Source organism: Candidatus Symbiobacter mobilis CR, from assembly GCF_000477435.1.
Classification (GTDB): domain Bacteria; phylum Pseudomonadota; class Gammaproteobacteria; order Burkholderiales; family Burkholderiaceae_C; genus Rhodoferax; species Rhodoferax mobilis.
The window spans coordinates 2149230-2173671 of record NC_022576.1 but is presented as its reverse complement, the minus strand read 5'-3'; the positions used below and the strand labels follow the sequence as shown (position 1 = coordinate 2173671).

Genomic DNA, 24442 nt, shown 5'->3' with positions numbered 1-24442 from the left:
CCCTGTAGAAGCGACGGAAGTCGCGATCAGCGCTCGCCTATGCTTGAAGCCTATCGTTAGAGACCAACAACCCACGCGGGAACACTATGCCCATTCCTGACTATCAAACGCTGATGCTCCCGTTGCTTCGGTTTGCCGCCGACGGAATCGACCACACCACGCGCGAAGCCGTTGAAGTTCTCGCCACTGAGTTTCAACTTACTCCGGCGGAACGCAATGAACTCCTGGCGAGCGGCCAGCAGGCGATTTTCAACAACCGGGTTGGCTGGGCCAATTCCTATCTCAAAAAAGCGGGACTCTTGGAGTCACCACGTAGAGGGGCGCTACGTATTACCGCCCGTGGAAAGCAGATTCTTGGCGACAACCCCGCAAGAATTGACATCAAGTTTCTTGAACGCTTTCCCGAGTTCATCGAATTCCGCGATGCTTCACGGAACAATCGAGAAACAACAACAACGGAATCCGTTGCTATCGCAACGGAACAAACCCCAGAGGAAGCGCTTGAACTTGCTCACCAGAGTCTTCGGCTCAGCCTTGCTCAAGACATTCTTAGTCGCATCCTCTCGTGTTCTCCTACCTTCTTCGAGCGGCTTGTCGTCGAGCTTCTAGTCAAGATGGGCTACGGCGGCTCTCGCCGCGATGCTGGTGAGCGTATCGGGCAAAGTGGCGACGGAGGCATTGACGGAATCATCAAGGAAGACCGTCTTGGTTTGGACACCATCTACATTCAAGCGAAGAGATGGCAAGGTTCAGTCGGTCGCCCAGAAATTCAGAAATTCGTCGGCGCGCTGCAAGGTCAGCGCGCAAAGAAGGGCGTTTTCATAACCACCTCGTCCTATACTGCCGAGGCAATTGACTACGCATCCCGCATTGACACCAAAGTCGTTCTCATTGACGGACAGCTTCTTGCAAACCTCATGATGGACTTCGACGTTGGGGTTTCGGTCTCCGCTTCATACATCGTCAAGCGCATCGACTCCGACTACTTCGAGGAGGGCGAAGTTGGTCTCTAATCGGGTAGGCAACGGCTTCTAACCGTCGCCCCCCACACCACCCACCGTGCGGGTCCGCAGTGGGCGGTTCAACAAGTCGGCTCGCTCGACAAAGTCTTTCGCTTCCTACCCGTGTACCCCTGTGCCTTGCACCACAGGTCTTTCACACTCAGCAAACCTTGCTCCTCTAGCCACGCATTGGATATCGCCTGATTGATTACCGGGGTTCTGGACATCTGCCAATAGCTCTTGCTGCTGACTCCGTGCTGAATTGCCGATTTCAGGCTTACGCCCAAAGCCAGTAAGTTCTTGATCTTCGTGCGCGCCCATCGCCACTGTTTCCAGTAGCACATTCGGATGCGCCTTCTGATCCACTCGTCCAGTTCGGGTACCGGGCGGTAATACTGGCTGATGCCAAAGTAACCCGTCCATCCCCGTAGGTATTGCCCCATTATGTAATTTAGTGGTTCACGGGGTATCAGGGGCACCCATACGGTGCCACCCAAAAAAGCACCATCACGGTAAATCAACGATTTAGCGATTCATGCAGTTTCAGGAGTAGCCACTACATCTAGTGGACAATGTTCCCATCGCAACCATGGAGGAAGGTTCGGTAGGAGCATGGCACAGAAACTAAGTGATGTTCAGATTCGGCAACTCAAGGCGCAAACCCGTGCCTACTGCTTGTCTGACGGACAAGGGTTGATCCTGACGGTATCGACGACCGGCGCAAAGAGCTGGAGCCACCGCTATCGGCTTCGTGGCGCAACGGTGCAGGAAAAGTGCATCCTGGGCGAATACCCGACCTTCGGGCTGGCCGAGGCACGGAGATGGCTGGCAGATAGCAAAACGCTTGTAACGAAGTTTCACCTTTCGCCAGCCAAGATCAAGGCCGACGGGCCACCGCTTGATCGTTCGCAGGAATCGATTGATGCAGCGACCGAGTACCTAAAAAAGTGGTTCCCGGCATCTTGGGCGCTTTTCAATCGGAAGAAGTCTAGTTCCGTTGCTGAGGCTGTTCAAGCGTGGATTGACGGGGTTTTGTCCGAAACAAGAGCGAGCACCGTTGCTGAAGAAGCAGCAATTGCGCGGCACGTAATCCCGGCCATCGGCGACCTACCGCTGATCGACGTTCGATCAATCCACCTTCGGGAGGTTATAGCGGGCGCAAAGATTCGCGGCGGTATTTCCGCAGCAAGGCGAATCGATCAATTGATGAAGCAATTTTTCCGTTACCAATTGCAGACTGAAGCGCTGAAGAGTGATCCAACTGTGGCACTGGAACCACTACCGCCAGCAATTGCGCGGGATAGGTATCTGAGCATTACCGAGATCGAGGAGGTATTGCGCCAGGCTGACGAATTACCACCACGAAGCGCGGCACTGGCATTGCGCCTATTGCTTTCCTTTGGATGCCGAAAGGATGAGTTACTCTCTTCAGCGTGGAATGAGTTTGACCTATCCAGCGATAACCCTATCTGGACAATTCCTGCTGCACGTACAAAAACCAATCAAGAAAGAATCATTCCCATTACTGGCAAGGTAGTGGAATGGTTGAAAGAGCTATATGAGCTTTCCAATGGTTCACAGTATGTATTTCCCGGAGAAGTGAAAAGCGGGCATGTAAGTCATGCATGGCTAAACAATTATTCCAAGGAATTGCAAGGCGATGGAGAACCGTGGACTATCCACGACCTGCGGCGGACATTCGCCACCATTGCGAACGAGCGTAAGCACCGACCAGACGCGATAGAGCTACAGCTAGGCCACGCTATAGGCGGGATTCGAGGTATCTATGCACGCATGGCCTTGATCGACGAGCGGCGGGCACTGGTCGAGGACATGGCACGATTCATTGACTGCCTTACCGAGGATTGACCCGTAGCGCTGAAGGGGGAATACACCATCACCCCCACCTAACCATTACATCCTGCTTTATCCACATAAACCAATTATTCTCTTCAACGAAAGGCTATATCATGGACACGAATCAATTTGCTGCTATTGAGGATGCATTGCACTCTACTACTACCACGTTATATGATGTATTGCGGAAGGACAAAGAGCAAGATGCCAGAACGGTATTATTTGATTTACTCGAAAGCATTGAGCAAGCAAGGAATGGGCTACGGGATTTTTGGATACGTAGAGCCATGTACGGTAGCGAGAGTGCTACCACTATTTCAACCAAGTAAGAAGGAGATATTTCAATGAATACGCATACAAGCATTGATTCAATTGCCAACTTCGAGGAAGCTGCACATGAGCTTGCAGAAACCATCATCCATGCACTGCACAGCACCAACGACCCGCGACTGACCACCCCCCTGCTGACCCTTTCCGAGGCGCTGGAGGATGCCAGGCACAAGATCAATTCGACCATGCTGGAGCTGTTCGACGCTTCGTAGGGCGAAACCCCCTCAAAGCCTTGTCCTGCCTAGCTTACACCGTAGAGTGCGTAGGGAGCGTAGGGGGCGTTGAGTGCGTAGGGAGCACCCCCATACCCCGATGCACTCTACGGCGCACCCTTCGGTCACCCCCCCCATGATTTTCTGCACACCCCCTAGGTGCCACCCGGCAAAACCGGCAAAAGGTACCAAAGCACCCCCATGATTTTCTGTACACCCCCTAGGTGCCACCCGGCAAAACCGGCAAAAGGTACCAAAGCACCCCCATGATTTTCTGTACACCCCCTAGGTGCCACCCGGCAAAACCGGCAAAAGGTACCAAAGCACCCCCATGATTTTCTGTACACCCCCTAGGTGCCACCCGGCAAAACCGGCAAAAGGTACTCCAATGGGTATATCGGGGACGGGGGCGGGGGCGGTTCCCACCCCCCCCACCAAGGCGACGGGATCGAGGGGGGCTATCCACCCCCTACCAGGCAGGGACGGTGCCAGCATGGGGGCGCTGGACGTGTACAGGCACCGTATGCGCTGAAGGAAGAAGGCATGGCATTCCTATTCACACATAGCGGGAGTAATTCATTCGACTGTTATGCATATTTGGCGGACTGTTCCAGCAAAGGCAATGGGTATGCTCAAAACCGAGCACACCCCCCTAGTAATTTTGGCAAGTAACCCCCCACTATAAACGGGGAATAGTGGAATCAGGGAATATCCCCCTTCAGCGAAAAGGTTTTTATCATGGAAGAGGCATCGAAGTATTCTGTAAATGATTCAACTTCAATTGTTGAGAAAGAAAAGCATGATGATAGATTCTCTGGGTTTTATGATTCGTATGGTGACGAACCGCCGATTATCCTGAACAAAAACGCTTCGATTCATTCCAAGGTTTGTTGGTGTTGTGAACAAGCTGGCGAAATGCTTACTTTGGCACTGGAATTGCAAGATGAAGAATCAAGCAAACGGGCAAAGGCGCATTTATCCGATGAAGATAAGTTACCCAGCAGGTTTGGTGACATTTTTTATCGCAATGCATTGCAGCTAAAGGCGATGCTGGAGCACTTGGAAGAAGCAACGAATCAGGCACCGGCGGCAAAAGCGGCGGCGTGAATCCACCCATGTACCGGCACGCCACCCCTTGCAATCCCCACGAAGAAGAGGGAAGGAGGGGGGCGCGGAGCCGGTACGCGGGCCGGGCACGGCACTGGCGCATTGACGCAGTTTCACCACGAATCACCACCGTGCAGGGGCTATCTAGAGCGGTTTTTGCGCCAAAAAGGGGCGATGTTCCCTATCTGAAACCATGTCGTGACGGAATGATTCACGGTGCCCACGGAGCATTTATCGAACCGGTTCCGTTGTGGCATGTATCAACTTTTCCCAAGGAGATCAACGACATGGACATGACATTACTACGACCCAAGGAGCTTGCAGCCGAATTGCGCCTGAGCAGAGCATCCGCGTACCGGCTGGCGCAGGAGCCGGGCTTCCCATCGGCGTTCCGCCTGAGCAAGGGCATTCGAGGCTGGCGGCGTGGCGAGGTTCACGCATGGCTGGAGAACCGTCGCGAAGGCCCCGCACCGACGGCCAGCACCACCACCACCCCCACCCCAAATAAAGGAGTTCGCAATGCGAAGTAGGCAAAAAAAAACCCTCGAGGCCGTGACAGCGACATCGAGGGAAATTGTGCGATTCGACGTAGAAAAGCAGCGAGTGCATTTTATGGCACCCCTGCTTCAATTTTCAGGAGCAGGATATGAGAGCGACACATTTTGGGCGTGAACCGTCCATCCCCCCCTTCAGCGAAACGGCGCGGGCAATGTCCGCACTGTGGGCTACTCACTCACCCAGCGAGATCGAGCGGGCACGTTCGGCATTGCACACCATCCCCCCCGACGGAATCGAATACCCAGAATGGGTTCGCGTTATCGGTAGCGCGGCGGCGAACGGGCTGACGCTTGACGATGTGCAGGAATGGGACGCGCAAAGCGCCAGGCACGACCATCGAGCCGTGCGGGACACCTTCAAATCCATGCGGCGCACCGGACGGGCTACGCTGTTTTGGTTCGCCAGGCAGCATGGATTCGCCGACGACTGCCCCCTCACCGCCGACGATCTCACGGCACTCCGAGCCGACCAGGAAGCCCGCATTGCGCAGGAGCGGGCCGACCAGGAACGGCGGACAACCGGGGAACGATGGACTGCCCACCGGCACGCCAAAGCGCTCTGGAGCCGGGCGCAGCAAGCCATCGACGACCACCCTTACCTTGTGCGGAAAAGGCTGCCAGGCACGGAGGCGCGTGAGCTGCCGGCCGTGGAAATCCACAACGCGCTGGGGTATCGACCGGCTGGCGCTGAAGGGGAAATCCAAGGCCGTTGCTTGGTTCTGGCCATCGCGGGCGCATTGCCTGACGGTTCGAGCGGGCTGACGAACGTCGAGCTGATCGACGAGGGCGGGCAGAAGGTTTTCCTTCGAGGGGCGGGCACGCTGCATGGTTCGTACATCCTGTGCAAGGCACACCCCCTGCCTGACAACGACGGCGCGGGGGCCACGATCCTTGTTGCTGAGGGCTGGGCCACTGCACTGGCCGCGAGCCTTGCCACGGGCCACCCGGCGCTTGCGGCACTGTCCTGCACGAACCTACGGGCCGTCGTTGATCGAGCGCGTGGGCGCTGGCCACGGGCTGGCTTCGTGATCCTTGCTGACCTTGACAAGACCGGCACAAGGCCGCACCAATCGGCTGTGGACGCTGCACATGCAACGGGCGCGAGGCTGGCAGTTCCTTCCTTCGGCGACGGCGAATCGCACCCCCACGGGGACTTTGCCGACCTTTGGGCACTAGGGGCCGTGGAAGCCATTCGGCGGGCCATTGCTGGGCATGAAGGGAGGGCCGCTGCATGAGCCACGACGCACCCCCAATTTGGGAACCATGGCCGGACGAGGACGCGATCCCCTCACTGCAAGCCACCCCCGACGAGCCGACACCGTTACCAAGCGGACTGCCACCGGTTCCACCACTGCCATTCAAGGCGCTTCCTTCAGCGATTCGACCATGGATTGAGGACATCGCCGACCGTATGCAATCCCCCCCGGACTACGTTGCGGCGGCTGCACTGACTGCGGCATCTAGCCTTGTTGGGGCGCGTGTAGTCATTCGACCGAAGCGGCTGGATTCGTGGCGCGAGGCGTGCAACCTTTGGGGACTGGTAGTAGGCCGACCGGGCACGATGAAGACCCCATGCGTCGATGAGGCATTGCGCCCACTGAAGGCCATTGCAAGCGCTGAAGAGAGGGAATTCCATGCCACGTTGAATGAGTGGGAGATTGATGCCAAGGTATCGAAGCTGGCGGCGGAGGAGCGGGAAAGACTCGCCCGGAAACTCGCCCGGAAAGCTGCACAGACCGACCTTGCAAAAGCACGGGAGCTTTTGGCACAGCGTGATGAAACCACCGGCACAGAACCGCGACAACGGCGCTTCATTCTTTGCGATCCCACTGTGGAAAAGCTGGGCGAACTACTCGCCGAAGGTTCCGAGGATGGCCATGGAGTGCTGCTGCAACGGGACGAATTGGCCGGGCTACTGGCATCGTTCGACCGCCAGGGGTATGAGGGGGCGCGGACGTTTTATCTGCAATCCTTCAACGGCATGGGTAGCTACACATTCGATAGGATAGGCCGAGGCAAGACCCACATACCGAAGCTGTGCCTATCGCTGCTGGGCGGCATCCAACCGGGCCGACTTCAGTCATACATCCGGGATGCTGTTCGCGGCAGTGGGGGCGACGACGGGCTATTGCAGCGATTCGGGCTGGCAGTTTGGCCGGACACGTCTACATCGTTCCAGTACATCGACCGTGAACCGGGCATGGCAGCAATGCAAGATTCCCAAGCGGTTTTCGAGCGGCTGGCCAAGCTACGAGCACAAGCCGACGGCACCCCCTGGGAGCGGCAATTTGACGCTGAAGCACAAGCGCTGTTCGTAGAGTGGCTGACCACCTTCGAGGAGGAATTGCGGCGCGGTGAAATGCATGATTCACTCGTTTCGCACCTTGCAAAGTATCGAAAACTTGTGCCAGTTCTGGCGACGCTGTTCGCGCTGATCGACAACGAGCCGGAAAACGTATCGGCACTATCCCTAAACCGCGCAATCGTTTTCGCCATGGAGTACTTGAAACCCCATGCCGAGCGGCTGTATTCGGCGGCGACACGGCCAGACGTTGAGGGCGCGCGACTGCTGCTTTCCAGGGTCAAGGTTGATCGAAACGGTATCGGCGGCACGTTCACCCCCCGCGAAATTGCCAAAAAAGGATGGACGGGGCTGACCACTTCGGACGAAGTGCGCAAAGCGGCGGACACGCTGACCGACTACGGCTGGCTGTACCAAGAGACCGTATCGACTGGCGGGCGACCGAGCGACCGATACATCCTGCACCCCTCACTTTTGAGCCATGGGCCAGTGGGCAGACAGGCTGAAAAACCTAGAAGCCACTAGGTACCACCCGGCAGAACCGGCAAAAGGGGGTTTTTCCTGTTTTGCCGGTTTTGCCGGTAGGGGGGGCGGGGCTATTGGGAATTCACAAGAGGGTTCCCCCGCTACCGAGCGCTGCTGTACATGGCCGACCGGGCCATGCATGAATGAGCAGGAGCTATCGGAATTCTGGGCACGCATGGAGCTTTTTGCACGGCGCGGGCTTCGTGATCTTGATGCCGAGCGACTGGCGGATAAGTGCCTTTTCCGGGATCGAGACCAAGCGGGCCACTGGCGAGCCTGCATGGAATGCGCCAATGCGCAACGGCTGGGGGCGACCGTGCGTATTTCACGCGAACGTGACCGCGAATTCGCAGAAGTGTGACCGGCGTTTCACGAAAGCGTGACCGCGATTTCACGGTGAACGTGACCGCTGAGTGGGAGCGTGATGGATAGTCCGAAGTAGCCTTGCTGTTTTTTTTGAAAGCGAGCGGGGATGCCACAAGAGAGACTATCCATGAGAAAAATTCGAGACGTACTGCGTTACCGAAACGACACTGACCTGAGTCTGGAGGCGATTGCCCGGGCGCTGAGGCTATCGAAAGGGGTGGTATCGAAATACCTGAAGCTGGCGGAGAACGCCGGGCTGAAATGGCCATTGCCAGACGACCTGGATGACGGCGCTCTGGAGCATCGGCTGTATCGCCAATTGGCTGCCCGGGAGTCGGCATTTGTTGAGCCTGACCATGCGCTGATCCACCAGGAGCTGAAGAAGAAAGGTGTCACTCTCACCCTGCTGTGGGAAGAGTACAAGCAAGAGGCCGGGGAAACGGCTTACCAGTACACAGCTTTTTGTACCCGCTACAGAGCTTGGGCTGGTTCGCTCAAGCGCTCGATGCGTCAGATTCACCGTGCAGGTGAAAAGCTGTTTGCCGACTTTGCGGGCCCGACCGTTGCGATCTTCGATGCCGACACTGGTGAGAGCAGAGTGGCGAGCATCTTTGTTGCCGTGCTGGGCGCATCCAGCTACACCTTTGCTTGTGCAACGGCTGGGCAAACGCAGGCAGACTGGCTGGGCGGGCTGGCCAGGGCGCTCGAGTTCATAGGTGGCGTGACAGAACTGATCGTTCCGGACAATCCCAAGGCGCTGGTCAAAGTCGCCAACGCTTATGAGCCGGAACTGAACCGGGCAACAGCCGAATTTGCCCAACACTACGGAACGGTGATATTGCCTGCGCGACCGAAGAAGCCGCAGGACAAGGCGAAGGTCGAAGTGGGTGTTCAGGTGGTCGAGCGCTGGATTCTGGCGCGACTACGGCATCGCCAATTCTTCTCGCTGGTGGAACTGGACAGTGCCGTAGGTGAACTATTGCCAGTGCTGAACGACCGGCCATTCAAGAAACTGCCTGGTTCCCGGCGGGAAGCATTCGAGAGGCTGGACGTTGCGTGCCTGAAAGCCCTGCCGACCACCCGATTCGAACTGGCAGACTGGAAACGCGCACGTGTCAATATCGACTATCACGTCGAGTTCGAGGGCCATTTCTACAGCGTACCGCATGTGCTGGCGCGGCAGGAAGTCGAATTGCGCATTACGCAAGGAATGGTGGAAATCCTGGCTCGCAATCGCAGGGTGGCAGGCCATGCGCGCAATACCAGCAAAGGCAACTACACGACCGTGGCCGAACACATGCCGGCGGCGCACCGCGCCCATGCAGAGTGGACACCTGGGAAGTTGATCGCCTGGGGGACTTTGGTAGGCGTTGCCACTGGCGAATTGGTTCAGCGCATGCTCCTGGAAAAGCAGCATTCAGAGCAAGGGTACCGCGCCTGCCTCGGCCTGATGCGTTTGGCCCGCAAGGTGGGCGCGGAACGGATGGAAGCCGCCTGTACCCGGGCACTGGCTATTGGCGCGTATCGCTTCCGGTCGGTGGCATCGATCCTGGACAAAGGTCTCGATCGCCAGCCCGTCGATCCCACCAAAACTGACACGCCCTTGCACAGCCATGCCAATGTGCGTGGGCCTGATTACTACCACTGATGAAGGAGGAATCATGTTGATGGAACAGACCGTACAAACTCTCAAGACCCTGCGTCTGCCTGGCATGCTTGCCGCATTCGAAGAGCAGCAGACGAATAGCGCAGCCGCCAGCCTGTCATTCGACGAACGATTCGCCATGCTCGTCGATCGTGAACAGACTTGGCGGGAAAACCGCCGTGTTTCTCGTCTGCTGCGCGAGGCCCGCATGAAGTCTGGTCAAGCGTGCCTGGAGGATGTGCGCTACGGCACCGACCGGGAAACTGGACAAAGCGTCCATGGCGCAGCTAGGTTCCTGCCAGTGGATACGAGCGCATCAAAATGTGATTTTGACGGGTGCCACGGGGTGTGGAAAGACCTGGCTTGCTTGCGCACTGGGCAACGCCGCATGCCGTCAGGGACTGTCCGTGGCGTATGTTCGTACCCCCCGGTTCTTCGAGGAACTGCGCATCGCGCACGGTGATGGCAGTTTCGGCAAGAAATTAGCCAGCCTGTCCAAGACGGACTTGCTGATCCTGGACGATTGGGGCCTGGCTGCGCTCAACCAGTCCGAGCGCAATGACCTGCTGGAGGTTCTCGACGATCGCGTCGGCTCCCGATCGACCCTGATAACGAGCCAATTGCCGGTCGAGCATTGGCATGCCTACCTGAACGATCCCACACTGGCCGATGCCATTCTCGACCGAGTCATCCATGCTGCGCACAAGATTGCCCTAGCGGGCGAATCCATGCGCAAACAGAAAGAACTTCAGTGAGACCGGTTCCATCCAAACCGGGTTACCCACCGCGCCGTCCACCTCCGGCAGGAAAGATACCTGCGGCGAACGGCACCGTGGATAACCCTATCCCCGTACCCATTTCATGCCATCGTGACCGGCGTTTCGCAAAAGCGTGTCCGCCATTTCACGAAAGCGTGACCGATTGAACCTACCATCTAGCCCTATCCATTTCGCACCCACTATCGGTCACGTTCGCGTGAAATCACCGGTCACGTTCCGCGAAATACGCACGACCGAATGGCGATGCCATGCGCCAGGGGCACCCTACTTCGGGCCAACCTTCGGTCATACGAGCGCGATACGGTTCCACAACTGCCACCGGTTCCAAAGCGCGACCGGGGGGCGGAAAGATGGATAGAGGGCTTTTGCCGGTTTTGCCGGTACCCACCCCTAGGCATTCTTGGAAATTCGTACACCGGAAAAGCCGATTCGGGAAGCACGCTGAAGGAGGGGATGGCCATGCGCTTTCCCTTCGGCGGAGGATGTGGGTTTACCCCGGATTCAGGGAAAAACTGGCTTTTGCCGGTTTTGCCGGGCCATACCCTAGGGCATATCTGGAAATTGTTGAGCCGAAAGCACCCACATCACGGGCACACATCGAGGAGGGACGAATGACGAAGAACGACACGAAAGCCGGAGCGGGGGCGCGGCGGTTCCTACGGGAGCAACTGGCCGGGGGCGCGAGAGCGGCGCGGGAGGTGCTCGAAGCTGGAAAGCTGGCCGGGTTCAAGCGGGGGGCGCTGCACCGTGCTTGCAAGAGGCTTGGAATCACCCCCAACAAGGCCGGTTTTCTTGGAGGATGGACATGGGTACTGCCCACCCCAGACAGTCACCGGCTAGGGGGCGAGGGCCAGGACATTCCCCCTTCAGCGAACAACGGCGCTGCACCCCCAAGCGATGCCACCATCGAGGAGAGCCAGGCTACCAGGAGGGAGCGGGTTTTGGCGCTGCTGAGGAAGCGGTATCTGAGCGAATCCGACATGAATCGAAGCGGGGGGCGGCCAGCCTGCATGACATGCAAGGAGCTTGACTGCACTTCAGGCTATCGATGCCTAGCCCCCAGACCGGCATTGCGTGCAGGGGAGCGAATGAGTTCCTTGACGGTGACATTGCCAGTCGTATGCCCACTGTTCGAGGATGCAGCTTGAATCCCCTTTGGCCGGTCACAATGGCCGTCCAGGGCTTGCATGTACTCGATTCCTGCGGTCACATTGACCAGGTAGGTAGGGCATCCATCGAAGCCGGAACCTACGGAATCTTCGAGCTTCGAGCTACGCGCCCCCCAAGGCAGATTGATCCCCCAAATTTGGGGAGCGCCCCCCACTGGAAAGCACGTGCCGAGGGATGCATTGCCATGCGCTGAAGGAGGAAGATCGTTCCTGATCGACGTTGTGAGCATCGATGGATGCACAGTGCCTGACCGACCAGGACACACCACAGAGGGGTTTTGTAGGTTTTGTAGGCACCTACCCTAGGGAATATCTGGAATCGAAGAGGCGACGATCCTGCACCGGGCACGGTCGATCCCAAAGGGAGCGATCCTTCACTTTTCCCCCTTCAGCGTGGCTGTTCGTGGCCTATCTGGTAGCACGATGGTTCAGGAAGATTCACAGCGTGATCTACATCACACTTTTGGGGAAGAGCGATACAACGAGGCTTCCAGTGCCACGTCATTGTTCCTGTTTTTGTTCCCTTCGAGGAAAGCCGATAGGCCGTAAAGCCTTGATTTATATGGGTTTCCTCGGAAAGGTTACATAATGCCCCAGTTTCTTCAGCCGGTATTCCATGGAAACGCCCCAGTTTCGCGCCGTCAGCTTCTTGATGCGGTGCTTGAAATCCGTCAGGGCCTTATCAGTCCAGCGTACTTTCTTGCCCTTGATCGTGAAGCCCAGAAAGGCGCTTTCGCTCATCGGTGCCACCTTGCTTTTGGCAAGATTGACTTGGAGTTGGAGAACGGTTTCCAGATACCGCGTGATGGATTGCATCACCCGCTGTGCGGCGCGTGGGCTTCTGACCAGAATGATCAGGTCATCGGCGTAGCGTGCAAAGCGGTGGCCCCGCCTTTCCAACTCACGGTCGAGTTGGTGCAGCAGGACGTTTGCCAGCAGTGGCGATAGTGGCCCACCCTGTGGGGTGCCCACTTCGCTGGGTTTTATGTGCTCACCGACCAGCACCCCGGCGCGCAGGTAGCGCCCTATCAGGCACAGCAGTCGCTTGTCCGCAATGGTTCGCCCTAGCAAGTTCATCAGCACGTCGTGGTTGACGGTGTCAAAAAACTTCGCCAGATCAATGTCCACTGCGATGTTTCTGCCTTCCTTTACGGTCGCTTGCACCTGCCTGATCGCCTGGTGTGCATTGCGGCCTGGTCGAAAGCCGTAGCTCGATTCCGAAAAGGTCGGGTCGAATATCGGCGTGAGCACCTGGGCGATGGCCTGCTGGATCACCCGATCCATGATGGTGGGGATGCCCAGCAGGCGTTTGCCGCCACCATGCTTGGGTATTTCTACCCTGCGCACGGCTTGCGGCTGGTATCGCCCTTCTCTGATTTGCTTTCGCACGGCTGGCCAGTGCGCGCGCGCATGGGTGGGAAAGTCTTCCATGGTCACGCCGTCAATGCCCGGCGCTCCCTTGTTGGCCTTCACCCGTTTCCATGCACGCGCCAGGTTGTCGCTGTCCAGCACGTCTTCAAGCAGGTCTCTCTTCACTTTGACTTCGTCTTGTTTCAAGGCCCGGTGCGTGTTGGCCGCCGCCCGCATCTGGCCCGGTCGGGCTTGATGGATGGGGGCGAGGTCTTCACGTCTGCTCCTTGTCTCTCGTTGTTTGGCCCTTCGATGTTCCGACTCCTGAGCACCTACTATGGCCTCTGCTGACTTCTGCACCATCACGGCCTGCATTGCTGCAAGTCGCGCTGTGTTCCGGAATGACGATGCTGCCAGTTTCTTCGTCACGCAGCGGGCAGCTCGCCACGGCGCTTGGGTCTTGGTTTCCCGGTACACCCTTCCGGGGTCATGTCGTCATCCATTCGCACCGCACGTGGTACAGATCTCCCCAGGTAAGAACGCAAACTTTCTGTGCGCAAACGCCGCATTTACCCTAAGCGCCAAACCGATGGGCTTTGCTGTCATGTGCCAGCTCGCCTCGGCACTCTGGGCCTTCTATGCGATTTCTGTTCGTCGTCTCGCACTTTTGCTCTCGGGCTTCCTCCAGACTACTTCTCGCGAAGTAGCCCTTGCCGTCGGCTAGTGGTTACTATTGCTCACGTTGAGTCCAATTCGGTTCTCCCACAGGGGACTTCCACACCTTCAGTTCGCGCCCATGCTGGGCGCACACTCTCCATTCAAGCGGGACGCGGCTAAACGCCGCGCCCCTTAATTTCAGCGTTAGGTTGCTTGGATGCCCCCGATATGATGCATATATTATGGTTTTAAGCGTGGTGGAAGAACAAGTAAAAATATGTTATTTTACAGAAGCATAAATCCCGTCAACATAGCTACTTAGTAAAAAAAGATGGCCAATAAACTTCCAAAGCGACTTCGCAAAGAACCATTATTAGACGCACTTTTTGAGTGTCGTTTTGATGCGCATTTTCCCGTGTCGAATATACTTCCTGGAATTTTGTTTTCGGAATTCGAAGGGGAAAAACAATTAGAACGACTTCCGCAGTCCGAAATACCTGAAGTAATACGGAAAAGCGATCCAAATCTACAATATGTTCCCCTCGTCCGCATTCGCTTTCAGAATTATAGCTTTTTGGTCGGTGATCGCAGTGTGGCCGTTGCCTGCAATTTGCCATACAAAGGTTGGAATGATTTCAAGGCAACAATCATTAAATTGATTGGGGTGTTAAAGAAAAGCGGATTAGTTGACAAGGTTCTACGTTATTCCACCAAATATGTTGATCTTATTCATTCTAATGACCCTACCGATCAAGTCGACTTGGCTAATTTATCGCTGAGAATTGGTAGCCATAACTTAACTAAGGAGTCATACCAAGTTCGGATGGAAATTTCCGTTGAAGGGTTCATTAATATCATCCAGATTATTTCTGGAACGAGAGTTATTATTCCTGGTAAACCCGAGCAAGAAGGCGTTGTAATTGACATAGACACTATAAAGGACATTGGCGGTATTTCCGTTGAACAGCTTGAGCAAGATTTGGATAGTGCGCTTGAGCACATCCATCGCGTAAGCAAAGAAACATTTTTCGATTGCCTTACTGAACAGACCCTCATGCGACTGGAGCCAGAATATGAATAAATACCAAACTAACCAAACATCACTGACACTCGGGACTGTAGTGATGGTCGGAATGTTGGCTAGCACTTTCTCGCCGCCGGATGGCAAGCATGAGCCATCCTCAAGCACGCCGCATTTTTCCGGGGGCAGTAATTATGGTTTTGTATTTCGTGGAACATCTCTAACCCACGAACCTAGCAAGAGTTTTTTGACTGGATATTCTCTATCAATTTTAGAAACATCATTTGAGGCTGTTGTCACTAGCTTTTTTGAGGAACTATCTTCAAATCAAGAGCCCCTAGGTCGTGAGTTTGAGAAGGTGTTATTCGAAAACCTCTGGGATTTTTATCAGGGCTAAGTTTTTATGGACATCACGATAGAAGACATCAAAGAGCATATTCCATATTATCTGACTCAGGAAGCCAAGGAAGGGCTTATTAAAGCACTCAAGGATTTCCCCGAGAAGATGAATTATTATACAGCGAGACACCCGGGTGGATTGCTACAAGGAGACGGCTGGAACAGTCTTGACATAATTAATATAGAAACTGCGGAACGAAAATCAATAAAAGGTATTATCCTCAGCAACAGTTGCGATATCAGCCAAGAAAATACTAGAGACCTTCCGGCTCGCATCGTATTCGCACCGATCTTCCCGCTTTCCCTTTATGAAAGTTTGCTTGCTCAAAGTGGGATTGATCCAAACAAAGTTTCATCGAAAATTAGCTCAATTAAATTGCAGAAGGTTACTTCTTTGTTCTATCTCCCCAAGGGCGGATACTTAGAATCTAATTATATTGCAGTGCTGGACGACTTGCATACATTGCCGGTACAGATTTTTGATAAAAAACCCAAAAGGGAAAAGCAATTTACTCTTAGCCAGGCAGGTTTTTACTTATTTCTTTTTAAGTTATCAATTCATTTTTGCAGATTTCATGAGAACGTATTTAGGGATTATGAGCAGCTACAGACAACCTATCGGGTAGGCAACGGCTTCTAACCGTCGCCCCCCACACCACCCACCGTGCGGGTCCGCAGTGGGCGGTTCAACAAGTCGGCTCGCTCGACAAAGTCTTTCGCTTCCTACCCGTGTACCCCTGTGCTTTGCACCACAGGTCTTTCACACTCAGCAAACCCTGCTCCTGTAACCACACGTTGGATATGGCTTGATTGATAACCGGGGTTCTGGACATCTGCCAATAGCTTTTGCTGCTGACTCCGTGCTGAATTGCCGACTTCAGGCTTACGCCCAATGCCAGCAAGTTCTTAATCTTCGTGCGTGGCCAGCGCCACTGTTTCCAGTAGCACATTCGGATGCGCCTTCTGATCCACTCGTCCAGTTCGGGTACCGGGCGGTAATACTGGCTGATGCCAAAGTAGCCCGTCCACCCCCGCACGTATTGCCCCAGTTTCTTCAGCCGGTATTCCATGGAAACGCCCCAGTTTCGCGCCGTCAGCTTCTTGATGCGGTGCTTGAAATCCGCCAGGGCTTTATCAGTCCAGCGTACTTTCTTGCCCTTGATCGTGAAGCCCAAAAAGGCGCTTTCGCTCATCGGTGCCACCTTGCTTTTGGCAAGATTGACTTGGAGTTGGAGAACGGTTTCCAGATACCGCGTGATGGATTGCATCACCCGCTGTGCGGCGCGTGGGCTTCTGACCAGAATGATCAGGTCATCGGCGTAGCGTGCAAAGCGGTGGCCCCGCCTTTCCAACTCACGGTCGAGTTGGTGCAGCAGGACGTTTGCCAGCAGTGGCGATAGTGGCCCACCCTGTGGGGTGCCCACTTCGCTGGGTTTTATATGCTCACCGACCAGCACCCCGGCGCGCAGGTAGCGCCCTATCAGGCACAGCAGTCGCTTGTCCGCAATGGTTCGCACTAGCAAGTTCATCAGCACGTCGTGGTTGACGGTGTCGAAAAACTTCGCCAAATCAATGTCCACTGCGATGTTTCTGCCTTCCTTTACGGTCGCTTGCACCTGCCTGATCGCCTGGTGTGCATTGCGGCCTGGTCGAAAGCCGTAGCTCGATTCCGAAAAGGTCGGGTCGAATATCGGCGTGAGCACCTGGGCGATGGCCTGCTGGATCACCCGATCCATGATGGTGGGGATGCCCAGCAGGCGTTTGCCGCCACCATGCTTGGGTATTTCTACCCTGCGCACGGCTTGCGGCTGGTATCGCCCTTCTCTGATTTGCTTTCGCACGGCTGGCCAGTGCGCGCGCGCATGGGTGGGAAAGTCTTCCATGGTCACGCCGTCAATGCCCGGCGCTCCCTTGTTGGCCTTCACCCGTTTCCATGCACGCGCCAGGTTGTCGCTGTCCAGCACGTCTTCAAGCAGTTCGATGGGCTTTGCTGTCATGTGCCAGCTCGCCTCGGCACTCTGGGCCTTCTATGCGGTTCCTGTTCGTCGTCTCGCACTTTTGCACTCGGGCTTCCTCCAGACTACTTCTCGCGAAGTAGCCCTTGCCGTCGGCTAGTGGTTAAGATTACTCACGTTGAGTCCAATCCGGTTCTCCCACAAGGGACTTTCACCCCATAAGTTCGCGCCCATGCTGGGCGCACACCTCGTAGTCAAGCGGGATGTCGCGTTGAAGCGCGTCGCCCCTTACTTTTGACGTTAGCCCCATTGGCGTATCCTTCATCTATGAACACAACCACATTAGACTTTAGATCTTTACCCATTGCAGAGCGCATCCAACTTGTCGAAGACATCTGGGACAGCATCGCTGAAAACACGGCAGGTGCATTGCATCTGTCGTCGGAGGAGTCGGCTGAGTTGCATCGTCGCCTGTCCGAACACCACAACGAGCCGTCAAGCAGTATTCCATGGGAACAGGTTCGTTCAACGCTTTTTGGAAACCAAAGGCAATGAAGGTGGTTTTCAGGCCAGAAGCTGAGCAGGAACTATTGGAGGCTCAAAATTGGTACGAGGCATGTGCAGTAGGCTTGGGTTTTGAATTTGCCCGTGCGGTAGATGCCGCCATTTCAAAAATGCAGCGAATGCCGCTTGCATTTCCGCGAATTGAAGGTGAGTTTCGTCACATCCTTACCCGGAAATTCCCGTATTCAATCATTTATCACGCAAGCAGTACAGAAATCATAGTAGTCTCAGTTTTCCACCACCGGCGTAAGCCGAAAGTATGGTTACAGCATACCAAAGGCTAATCGGGTAGGCAACGACTTCTAGCCGTCACCCCCCACACCACCCACCGTGCGGGTCCGCAGTGGGTGGTGCTACAAGTCGGCTCGCTCGACGATGTCTTTCTCTTGATGACCGTGTATCCCTGTGCCTTGCACCACAGGTCTTTCACACTCAGCAAACCCTGCTCCCATAACCACACGTTGGATAGGGCCTGATTGATAACCGGGGTTCTGGACATCTGCCAATAGCTTTGGCTGCTGACTCCGTGCTGCATTGCCGACTTCAGGCTTATGCCCAATGCCAGCAAGTTCTTGATCTTCGTGCGTGACCATCGCCACTGTTTCCAGTAGCACATTCGGATGCGCATTCTGATCCACTCGTCCAGTTCGGGTACCGGGCGGTAATACTGGCTGATGCCAAAGTACGCCGTCCACCCCCGCACGTATTGCCCCAGTTTCTTCAGCCGGTATTCCATGGAAACGCCCCAGTTTCGCCCAGTCAGCTTCTTGATGCGGTGCTTGAAATCCGCCAGGGCCTTATCAGTCCAGCGTACTTTCTTGCCCTGGATCGTGAAGCCCAAAAAGGCGCATTCGCTCATCGGTGCCACCTTGCTTTTGACCAGCACCCCGGCGCGCAGGTAGCGCCCAAATTTGCTGTCGCACGGCTGGCCAGTGTGCGCGTGCATGGGTGGGAAAGTCTTCCATGGTCACGCCGTCATCCATTCGCACCGCACGCGGTGCAGATCTCCCCAGGTAAGAATGCAAACTTTCTGTGCGCAAACGCCGCATGAACGCCGCATGTACCCTAAGCGCCAAGCCGATGGGCTTTGCTGTCGCCCCATAAGCTCGCGCCCATGCTGGGCGCACACGATTCATTCCAGCGGACTGCCTTCGGCAGCCCCTAAATTCAGACGTTAGGCCACACATGCTACGAACTGACAATTTCGCCAAGCTTGCATCCTGGTATCCGACTGGATACACTTAGTTGTATGAACACCTTTCAACGCTCAGATGAATTTGACGCTTGGCTTGCGGCATTGAAGGACAAGGCAGGACGTGCTCGTATCGCTCTCCGCATCCGATCTGCCGAGCATGGCAACTTCAGAGACTGTGAACCTGTCGGTGAGGGAGTTTCTGAAATGCGCATTCACTTCGGTCCTGGCTATCGCGTCTATTTCACCCGTCGTAAGGATGTGCTCTATCTGCTTTTGTTGGGAGGCGATAAGTCCTCACAGAAGCGCGACATCAAACGTCGCCATCGAGATGGCGCGAGCTTTGGACAAGGAGTAAATCATGGTTAAATTTTCCCCATTCGATGCCGCCGACTATCTCGACGATGAAGAAACCATCGCGGAATACATTACTGCTGCGCTTGAAGATTCCAACCCAGATGTGTTTCTAACCGCAGTGCGAGATGTGGCTCGCGCTCGTGGTATGTCACAACTCGCCAAAGATGCAGGCCTTGGGCGCGAAAGCCTCTACAAAGCGCTTATGCCCGGCGCAAAGCCGCGCTATGACACAATGCTCAAGTTACTTCATGCTCTCGGTGTAAAGCTCTCTGCTTCACCCGTCCATTCATGAGTTGCTTGCTACTAAGGAGTAAAATTAGCCAGGCAGAGTCTTCCATAAACATTATGGACTTGACCATGCCAGTAAGCTGAAGTATTTATTTTTATAATGACATACGAATGGGATGAACATAAAGCGACAGCGAACTTGTCGAAGCATGGTGTTTCTTTTGAGGAAGCCAAAACAGTTTTCGATGATCCGTTGTATGTGGATTTCTACGATCCTGACCATTCCTACGGGGAACACCGTTTTATCTTGCTGGGTCAATCGAAACAAGGGCGATTATTATTCGTCTCGTACATGGAGCGTAACGGCTCCATCCGTTTAATCAGCGCAAGGGAAGCAACGCCATCGGAGCGTAGAGCATATGAACAAAATTGAAGCAGAAGACGAATTACGGTCAGAGTACGACGTTCAAAGTTTACAAGTCCGTAAATTAGGCCCGAAACGTAAAAACTTTTGCGATACGGTTCGCTTAGAACCTGATGTGATAGCCGCGTTTCCAAATGCAGAAACCGTAAACGAAGCTTTGCGTTATCTGATCGAAATCGCCAAGCACTCGGCGAGCCTAACTCAGCGATCCAGCGGACTCCCCTAAGGAAGGTCTGCATAAGTCCCAATTTCGGCGGCCTATTTGTCGTAACCTATTGATGATTCTGTGGCAGAAACACCGAAAAATGACTTATGCAGAAGTTCCTTAGATATGGCCTGATTGATAACCGGGGTTCTGGACATCTGCCAATAGCTCTTGCTGCTGACTCCGTGCTGCATCGCCGACTTCAGGCTTACGCCCAATGCCAGCAGGTTCTTGATCTTCGTTCGCGGCCAGCGCCACTATTGCTCACAATGAGTCCAATTCGGTTCTCCCACAGGGGACTTCCACCCCATCAGTTCGCGCCCATGCTGGGCGCACACGATCCAGGGACAACGAGATGGACACCGTCGAACACGAAACACCGCTAGCCCCAACACCGACTGCTGCGCAGCCAGCCGTACCCGAACTATCGATCCTGCTCGTGCATCTGCTCAAAGGCGTGCTGTACCGGGAGGACGACGAGCGACTGTGGGCAAGCCTGTTGCGTTTGCAGGCCCGCGTGCGCGAGCAGGCCGCCGTGCTGCTGCTCGATCTGGTGCTGGACGAGTCCGAAGGTTTCGCCTTCCTCCAAAGCCGCCCTGACCCGGAGGAGTCCGACGGCGCGCCGCGCCTGCCCCGGCTGGTCGTCCGCCGCCCGCTGTCCTACCCGGTGAGCCTGATGCTGGCGCTGCTGCGCAAGCGCATGGCGGAGTTCGATGCAGCGGGCAGTGACACGCGGCTTGTGCTGCTGCGCGACGACATCGTCGAGCTGATGCGGGTGTTTCTGCCCGACGGTACGAACGAGGCACGGCTGATCGACCAAGTGGATTCGACCATCACCAAGGTCGTCGATCTGGGCTTTTTGCGCCGGTTGAAAGGTGCTGCGGGCACCGCGCCAGACCGAGGACGCTACGAGGTGCGCCGCATCCTCAAGGCTTTCGTCGATGCGCAGTGGCTGGCTAACTTCGATGCGCGGCTGGAGCAGTACCGCACGGCGCTGTCCGGCGGGGCGCAGACCAAGGAGGCCGCCGATGCGTGAGGCGCCGACGCAGGGACTGGACTTCGTCGCCGACGATAGCCGGGTGGGCTTTCGCCTGGAACGGCTGGAGGTGCTGAACTGGGGCACCTTTGATCAGCGGGTGTGGAGGTTGCCCCTCCACGGGCGCAACGGGTTGCTCACGGGTGACATCGGCTCGGGCAAGTCCACCCTGGTCGATGCCGTCACCACCTTGCTGGTATCGGCGCACCGCGTGGCCTACAACAAGGCTGCGGGGGCAGAAAGCCGCGAACGTACCTTGCGCTCCTACGTGCTGGGCCACTACAAAAGCGAGCGCAACGAGGGGTATGACCAGTCCGTGACGCTGGCCCAGGTCTTCTGGCTGAAAGACCCCCAGGGGCAGCCTGCACGCCTGTTGGTCGGGGCCGATCGCTCGCTCGGCATTGCGGAAGACTTTGCAGGCTTTGGCAGCGACATTGCCGCCTTGCGCAAGAAATTGCGCGGCGCAGGTTGCGAGCTGTTCGACGGCTACCAGTCCTATGGCGCGTGGTTCCGCCGCCGCTTTGGCATCGAGCACGACCAAGCGTTGGAGCTGTTCCATCAGACGGTATCGATGAAGTCGGTGGGCAACCTCACCGACTTCGTGCGGAACCACATGCTGGAGCCTTTCGACTCGGAGCAACGCATCGACGTGTTGCTCCAGCACTTCGATGATCTGGACCGTGCGCACCAAGCCGTGCTCAAGGCCAAGCGGCAGGTCGAGCTGCTGACGCCCTTGATCACAGACGGGCATCGCCACGCGGCGCTGTCGGCAGAGATTCAAGGCTTGCGCGAGGGCCGCGATGCGCTGCGCCCCTACTTTGCGCGGTGCAAGACGGTGCTGCTGGATCGTCGGCTGGAGTTGCTGACGCAAGATGCCCTGAAGCTGGACGCGCAGATCGAGCGCTTGAGCGTAGAGCGTGACACCGGGCGGGAAGAAGTGGGGCGCATCGAGCGCGCCTTGCGCGACAACGGCGGCGACCGGCTGGAGCAACTGGCCAAGCTGGAGGAGTTCACGCACTACCCGGACATCGACTGGCAAGCCGTGGCCCGCGACATCGCCCAGCTCCTCGACGAGCGCCAACGGCTGGAGGCAGCCGCCGACGCATTGCAGGAGCTGGGCCGACAGCTTGCCGCTGCACGCGGGCGCCTCGCTGTCACCGAAAGGACGCTTGATGACGCACGAGGCAAGCGCGGCGAGGTCAAGAGCAAGCTCGAAGCAGCCGAAGCCTTGCGTCAGCAGGCGCCAGCCATCGTCGATGCCACCGTGCTGGACGATGGCCAGACCACGCGCCTGGACGGCTGGCGCGCCGAGGCGCTGGGCGAACACCAGTTATCGGTGGAATCCTGCGACAACCGCGAGCAAGACGTGCGGCGCTGGCTGCAAGAGCGCATCGACTCCGAAGACAAACGCTTGGCCCGCCTTGCCGAAAGACTGGTCAAGGCGATGGCCGGCTTTCAGGACGAATTCAAGGCCGAGACCGTCGAGATGGACACCGCGCTGGCTGCGTTGCCGGAATATGAGCGGCTGCTGACGGGCTTGCAACGCGATGATCTGCCGCGATTCGAGGCGCGATTCAAGGATCTGCTCAACGTCAACACCATCAACGAGATTGCCAACTTCAACGCCCAACTGGCCCGCGAGCGCGAGACGATCAAAGAACGGGTCGAGTTCATCAACCAGTCGTTACAGGCCATCGACTACAACCCCGGACGCTTCATCAAGCTCGTGGCCCAGCCCAGCCCGGACGCCGAGATCCGCGACTTTCAGCAGGACTTGCGCGCCTGTACCGAAGGTGCGCTGACTGGATCGGGCGACGAACAGTATTCGGAAGCCAAGTTCCTCCAAGTCAAGGCCATCATCGACCGCTTTCGTGGCCGAGAAGGGCTGTCGGATGCCGATCGCCGCTGGACGGCCAAGGTCACGGACGTGCGGAACTGGTTCCTGTTCTCGGTTAGCGAACGGTGGCGCGCCGACGGTGTGGAACACGAGCACTACTCGGATTCCGGCGGCAAATCGGGTGGGCAGAAAGAAAAGCTCGCCTACACGGTGCTGGCCGCGAGTCTGGCGTACCAATTCGGCTTGGAGTGGGGCGCAGTGCGTTCGCGGTCCTTCCGCTTCGTGGTGATCGATGAAGCGTTCGGGCGCGGCTCGGACGAGTCTGCGCAGTACGGGCTGCGCCTGTTCCAGCAACTCAACCTGCAACTCTTGATCGTCACGCCGCTACAGAAGATTCACGTGATCGAACCCTACGTTGCCAGCGTGGGCTTCGTACACAACGAGCCAAGACGCCGCATATCACGGTCGAGTGGCGGGAGTGGACCCATCGGGTGCAAGGACGCCAGCGTTTGCCGGCTGCCGTGTGGGTCGTGTCGCTTGATGAAGCGCTCGCATGGATCGGCAAGGGGCGCGCTGCGGAACCATTGCAGGGCCTGTGGCAGCACACCGGCCATACACAGCCCGCCTTGCAGCCGTGGGTGCGCAAACGTCCCTTGCAGGCATTGGCCTTGCCCGCCGAAGCCATCGACGCGAACGCTACCGGCACCGCGCAATTCGCCCGGCGCTACGGGTTTCTGGACAAGCCAGTGCGCATTCGCTTCCGCCTGCTCGACCCCACGCTACCCAGCCTGCCGGGGTGCGTGGGCTGTACGGATATCACGCTTGATGCTGCAAGTTTTGCGGGGTTGGCGCTGCCTGTGGAGCGCGTGTTCATCACCGAGAACGAGACCAATTTCCTCGCGTTCCCGCCCGTGTCCCGTGCAATCGTCGTGTTCGGGGCCGGATATGGATGGGAGGCGCTGGCCCGCGCAGACTGGCTGCATCGCTGCCCCCTGCACTACTGGGGGGACATCGACACCCACGGCTTCGCCATTCTGGACCAGTTGCGCGGGTACTTTCCCCATACCGCATCCTTGCTGATGGACAAGGAAACGCTGCTGGCGCACCGGGAGCATTGGGGCGAGGAGCCTGACCAAGCGTGCCACGACCTTCGACGACTGACGCCCGACGAGGCCAGCCTCTACGATGCTCTGCGCTGTGACCGTTTTCAAGAGCGCTTGAGGTTGGAGCAGGAACGCATTGGGTACCACCATTTGCTTGCGCAACTGGGCTTGGCGCCCTATCCTTCGCAACCCCACCCTTTTCCCCCTGTGTTCAGCCGAACCAACCTACATGCCAGTGCCGGATAGTTGCTGAGTTTATTATGT

At 56.6% G+C, this 24442-nt stretch carries 26 protein-coding genes and 3 pseudogenes; 25 read left to right on the top strand and 4 right to left on the bottom strand.

Translation table 11 applies throughout. The features are described from left to right. The first annotated feature begins 86 nt into the window (after positions 1–86). Complete coding sequence (locus CENROD_RS08920) at positions 87–1013, top strand: restriction endonuclease (protein ID WP_022774859.1); 927 nt, start codon at positions 87–89, stop codon at positions 1011–1013. Between the two features lie 68 nt (positions 1014–1081). Here the strand turns inward: CENROD_RS08920 and CENROD_RS14585 are convergent, their stop codons facing one another. Beyond that, positions 1082–1444 (bottom strand): group II intron maturase-specific domain-containing protein, encoded by a 363-nt coding sequence (locus tag CENROD_RS14585; RefSeq protein WP_022774855.1) that lies wholly within the window; start codon positions 1442–1444, stop codon positions 1082–1084. Between the two features lie 169 nt (positions 1445–1613). On the opposite strand from CENROD_RS14585, the gene CENROD_RS08910 reads away from it, so the two are divergent. The 10 genes and pseudogenes from CENROD_RS08910 (at position 1614) to CENROD_RS08860 (ending at position 11829) form a co-directional block, all read left to right on the top strand. Beyond that, complete coding sequence (locus CENROD_RS08910; RefSeq protein WP_022774852.1) at positions 1614–2870, top strand: tyrosine-type recombinase/integrase; 1257 nt, start codon at positions 1614–1616, stop codon at positions 2868–2870. 332 nt (positions 2871–3202) lie between these two features. Continuing rightward, complete coding sequence (locus CENROD_RS08900; protein WP_022774848.1) at positions 3203–3400, top strand: hypothetical protein; 198 nt, start codon at positions 3203–3205, stop codon at positions 3398–3400. A gap of 738 nt (positions 3401–4138) precedes the next feature. Continuing rightward, positions 4139–4507 carry a hypothetical protein gene (locus CENROD_RS13630; RefSeq protein ID WP_022774841.1) on the top strand — a complete coding sequence of 123 codons (369 nt, stop codon included), beginning with the start codon at positions 4139–4141 and terminating at the stop codon, positions 4505–4507. Positions 4508–4794: 287 nt separating this feature from the next. Further along, positions 4795–5037, top strand: coding sequence for a helix-turn-helix transcriptional regulator (locus tag CENROD_RS13935; protein WP_022774837.1), 243 nt, complete (start codon positions 4795–4797; stop codon positions 5035–5037). Between the two features lie 116 nt (positions 5038–5153). Next, positions 5154–6299, top strand: a complete 1146-nt coding sequence (locus CENROD_RS08885; protein WP_041193461.1) for a toprim domain-containing protein — start codon at positions 5154–5156, stop codon at positions 6297–6299. Continuing rightward, the gene (locus tag CENROD_RS08880) at positions 6296–7891 is read left to right on the top strand and encodes a YfjI family protein (RefSeq protein ID WP_022774827.1); all 1596 of its coding nucleotides are present in this window, start codon (positions 6296–6298) and stop codon (positions 7889–7891) included. Before CENROD_RS08885 ends, CENROD_RS08880 begins: the two co-directional genes overlap by 4 nt. Positions 7892–8030: 139 nt before the next feature. Then, positions 8031–8252 (top strand): hypothetical protein, encoded by a 222-nt coding sequence (locus tag CENROD_RS08875; RefSeq protein ID WP_041193460.1) that lies wholly within the window; start codon positions 8031–8033, stop codon positions 8250–8252. Positions 8253–8363: 111 nt separating this feature from the next. Next, positions 8364–9905, top strand: coding sequence for an IS21 family transposase (gene istA, locus CENROD_RS08870; protein WP_022771022.1), 1542 nt, complete (start codon positions 8364–8366; stop codon positions 9903–9905). A 13-nt stretch (positions 9906–9918) separates the two neighbouring features. Beyond that, positions 9919–10657 (top strand): annotated as a pseudogene (istB, locus tag CENROD_RS08865) (IS21-like element helper ATPase IstB). Positions 10658–11292: 635 nt separating this feature from the next. After that, positions 11293–11829, top strand: coding sequence for a hypothetical protein (locus CENROD_RS08860; protein ID WP_022774815.1), 537 nt, complete (start codon positions 11293–11295; stop codon positions 11827–11829). A 579-nt stretch (positions 11830–12408) separates the two neighbouring features. Here the strand turns inward: CENROD_RS08860 and ltrA (CENROD_RS08855) are convergent. Beyond that, positions 12409–13407 (bottom strand): group II intron reverse transcriptase/maturase, encoded by a 999-nt coding sequence (gene ltrA, locus CENROD_RS08855; RefSeq protein WP_202961147.1) that lies wholly within the window; start codon positions 13405–13407, stop codon positions 12409–12411. A gap of 130 nt (positions 13408–13537) precedes the next feature. Between ltrA (CENROD_RS08855) and CENROD_RS08850 the strand changes: the two genes are divergently transcribed. From CENROD_RS08850 to CENROD_RS08840, 4 genes are all read left to right on the top strand, one after another. Beyond that, positions 13538–13924, top strand: a complete 387-nt coding sequence (locus CENROD_RS08850; RefSeq protein ID WP_041193457.1) for a hypothetical protein — start codon at positions 13538–13540, stop codon at positions 13922–13924. 264 nt (positions 13925–14188) lie between these two features. Further along, entirely contained in the window at positions 14189–14938 is a 750-nt protein-coding gene (locus tag CENROD_RS08845) for a TIGR04255 family protein (RefSeq protein WP_022774801.1), read from the top strand. After that, complete coding sequence (locus tag CENROD_RS13625; protein ID WP_151194609.1) at positions 14931–15275, top strand: hypothetical protein; 345 nt, start codon at positions 14931–14933, stop codon at positions 15273–15275. The genes CENROD_RS08845 and CENROD_RS13625 overlap by 8 nt, the downstream gene beginning before the upstream one ends. Positions 15276–15281: 6 nt before the next feature. Then, complete coding sequence (locus CENROD_RS08840) at positions 15282–15917, top strand: hypothetical protein (protein ID WP_022774794.1); 636 nt, start codon at positions 15282–15284, stop codon at positions 15915–15917. Positions 15918–15963: 46 nt separating this feature from the next. On the opposite strand, the gene ltrA (CENROD_RS08835) is transcribed toward CENROD_RS08840, so the two are convergent. Beyond that, positions 15964–17274, bottom strand: coding sequence for a group II intron reverse transcriptase/maturase (gene ltrA / locus CENROD_RS08835; RefSeq protein WP_022774790.1), 1311 nt, complete (start codon positions 17272–17274; stop codon positions 15964–15966). A 285-nt stretch (positions 17275–17559) separates the two neighbouring features. On the opposite strand from ltrA (CENROD_RS08835), the gene CENROD_RS14580 reads away from it, so the two are divergent. Beyond that, a complete protein-coding gene (locus tag CENROD_RS14580) occupies positions 17560–17787 on the top strand; it encodes an addiction module protein (RefSeq protein WP_022774782.1) in 228 nt (75 codons plus the stop codon). Beyond that, the gene (locus CENROD_RS08830; protein ID WP_202961146.1) at positions 17742–18080 is read left to right on the top strand and encodes a type II toxin-antitoxin system RelE/ParE family toxin; all 339 of its coding nucleotides are present in this window, start codon (positions 17742–17744) and stop codon (positions 18078–18080) included. The genes CENROD_RS14580 and CENROD_RS08830 overlap by 46 nt, the downstream gene beginning before the upstream one ends. Here CENROD_RS08830 and CENROD_RS08825 read toward each other — a convergent pair. After that, the gene (locus tag CENROD_RS08825) at positions 18077–18742 is read right to left on the bottom strand and encodes a group II intron maturase-specific domain-containing protein (RefSeq protein ID WP_022774775.1); all 666 of its coding nucleotides are present in this window, start codon (positions 18740–18742) and stop codon (positions 18077–18079) included. The genes CENROD_RS08830 and CENROD_RS08825 overlap by 4 nt on opposite strands. 303 nt (positions 18743–19045) lie before the next feature. Between CENROD_RS08825 and CENROD_RS13160 the strand changes: the two genes are divergently transcribed. The 8 genes and pseudogenes from CENROD_RS13160 to CENROD_RS13150 all read left to right on the top strand — a co-directional run bounded on the left by CENROD_RS13160 (position 19046) and on the right by CENROD_RS13150 (position 24424). Next, positions 19046–19357 (top strand): type II toxin-antitoxin system RelE/ParE family toxin, encoded by a 312-nt coding sequence (locus tag CENROD_RS13160; RefSeq protein WP_022774771.1) that lies wholly within the window; start codon positions 19046–19048, stop codon positions 19355–19357. After that, a complete protein-coding gene (locus CENROD_RS08820) occupies positions 19350–19637 on the top strand; it encodes an addiction module antidote protein (RefSeq protein ID WP_022774767.1) in 288 nt (95 codons plus the stop codon). The genes CENROD_RS13160 and CENROD_RS08820 overlap by 8 nt, the downstream gene beginning before the upstream one ends. A gap of 96 nt (positions 19638–19733) precedes the next feature. Further along, positions 19734–20006, top strand: coding sequence for a BrnT family toxin (locus CENROD_RS08815; protein ID WP_041193453.1), 273 nt, complete (start codon positions 19734–19736; stop codon positions 20004–20006). Next, the gene (locus CENROD_RS13155) at positions 19993–20223 is read left to right on the top strand and encodes a hypothetical protein (protein WP_022774763.1); all 231 of its coding nucleotides are present in this window, start codon (positions 19993–19995) and stop codon (positions 20221–20223) included. Before CENROD_RS08815 ends, CENROD_RS13155 begins: the two co-directional genes overlap by 14 nt. 334 nt (positions 20224–20557) lie before the next feature. Beyond that, the gene (locus tag CENROD_RS08810) at positions 20558–21238 is read left to right on the top strand and encodes a DUF4194 domain-containing protein (RefSeq protein WP_022774759.1); all 681 of its coding nucleotides are present in this window, start codon (positions 20558–20560) and stop codon (positions 21236–21238) included. Further along, positions 21144–23366, top strand: a pseudogene (locus tag CENROD_RS08805) (ATP-binding protein); the annotation flags it as partial. The gene CENROD_RS08810 and the pseudogene CENROD_RS08805, both read left to right, overlap by 95 nt. A 134-nt stretch (positions 23367–23500) precedes the next feature. After that, positions 23501–23734: pseudogene (locus CENROD_RS14375) on the top strand (DUF3322 domain-containing protein); the annotation flags it as partial. Next, positions 23714–24424: a Wadjet anti-phage system protein JetD domain-containing protein gene (locus CENROD_RS13150; protein ID WP_338010371.1), complete on the top strand. Its 711-nt coding sequence runs from the start codon at positions 23714–23716 to the stop codon at positions 24422–24424. The pseudogene CENROD_RS14375 and the gene CENROD_RS13150, both read left to right, overlap by 21 nt. Positions 24425–24442: the final 18 nt, after the last annotated feature.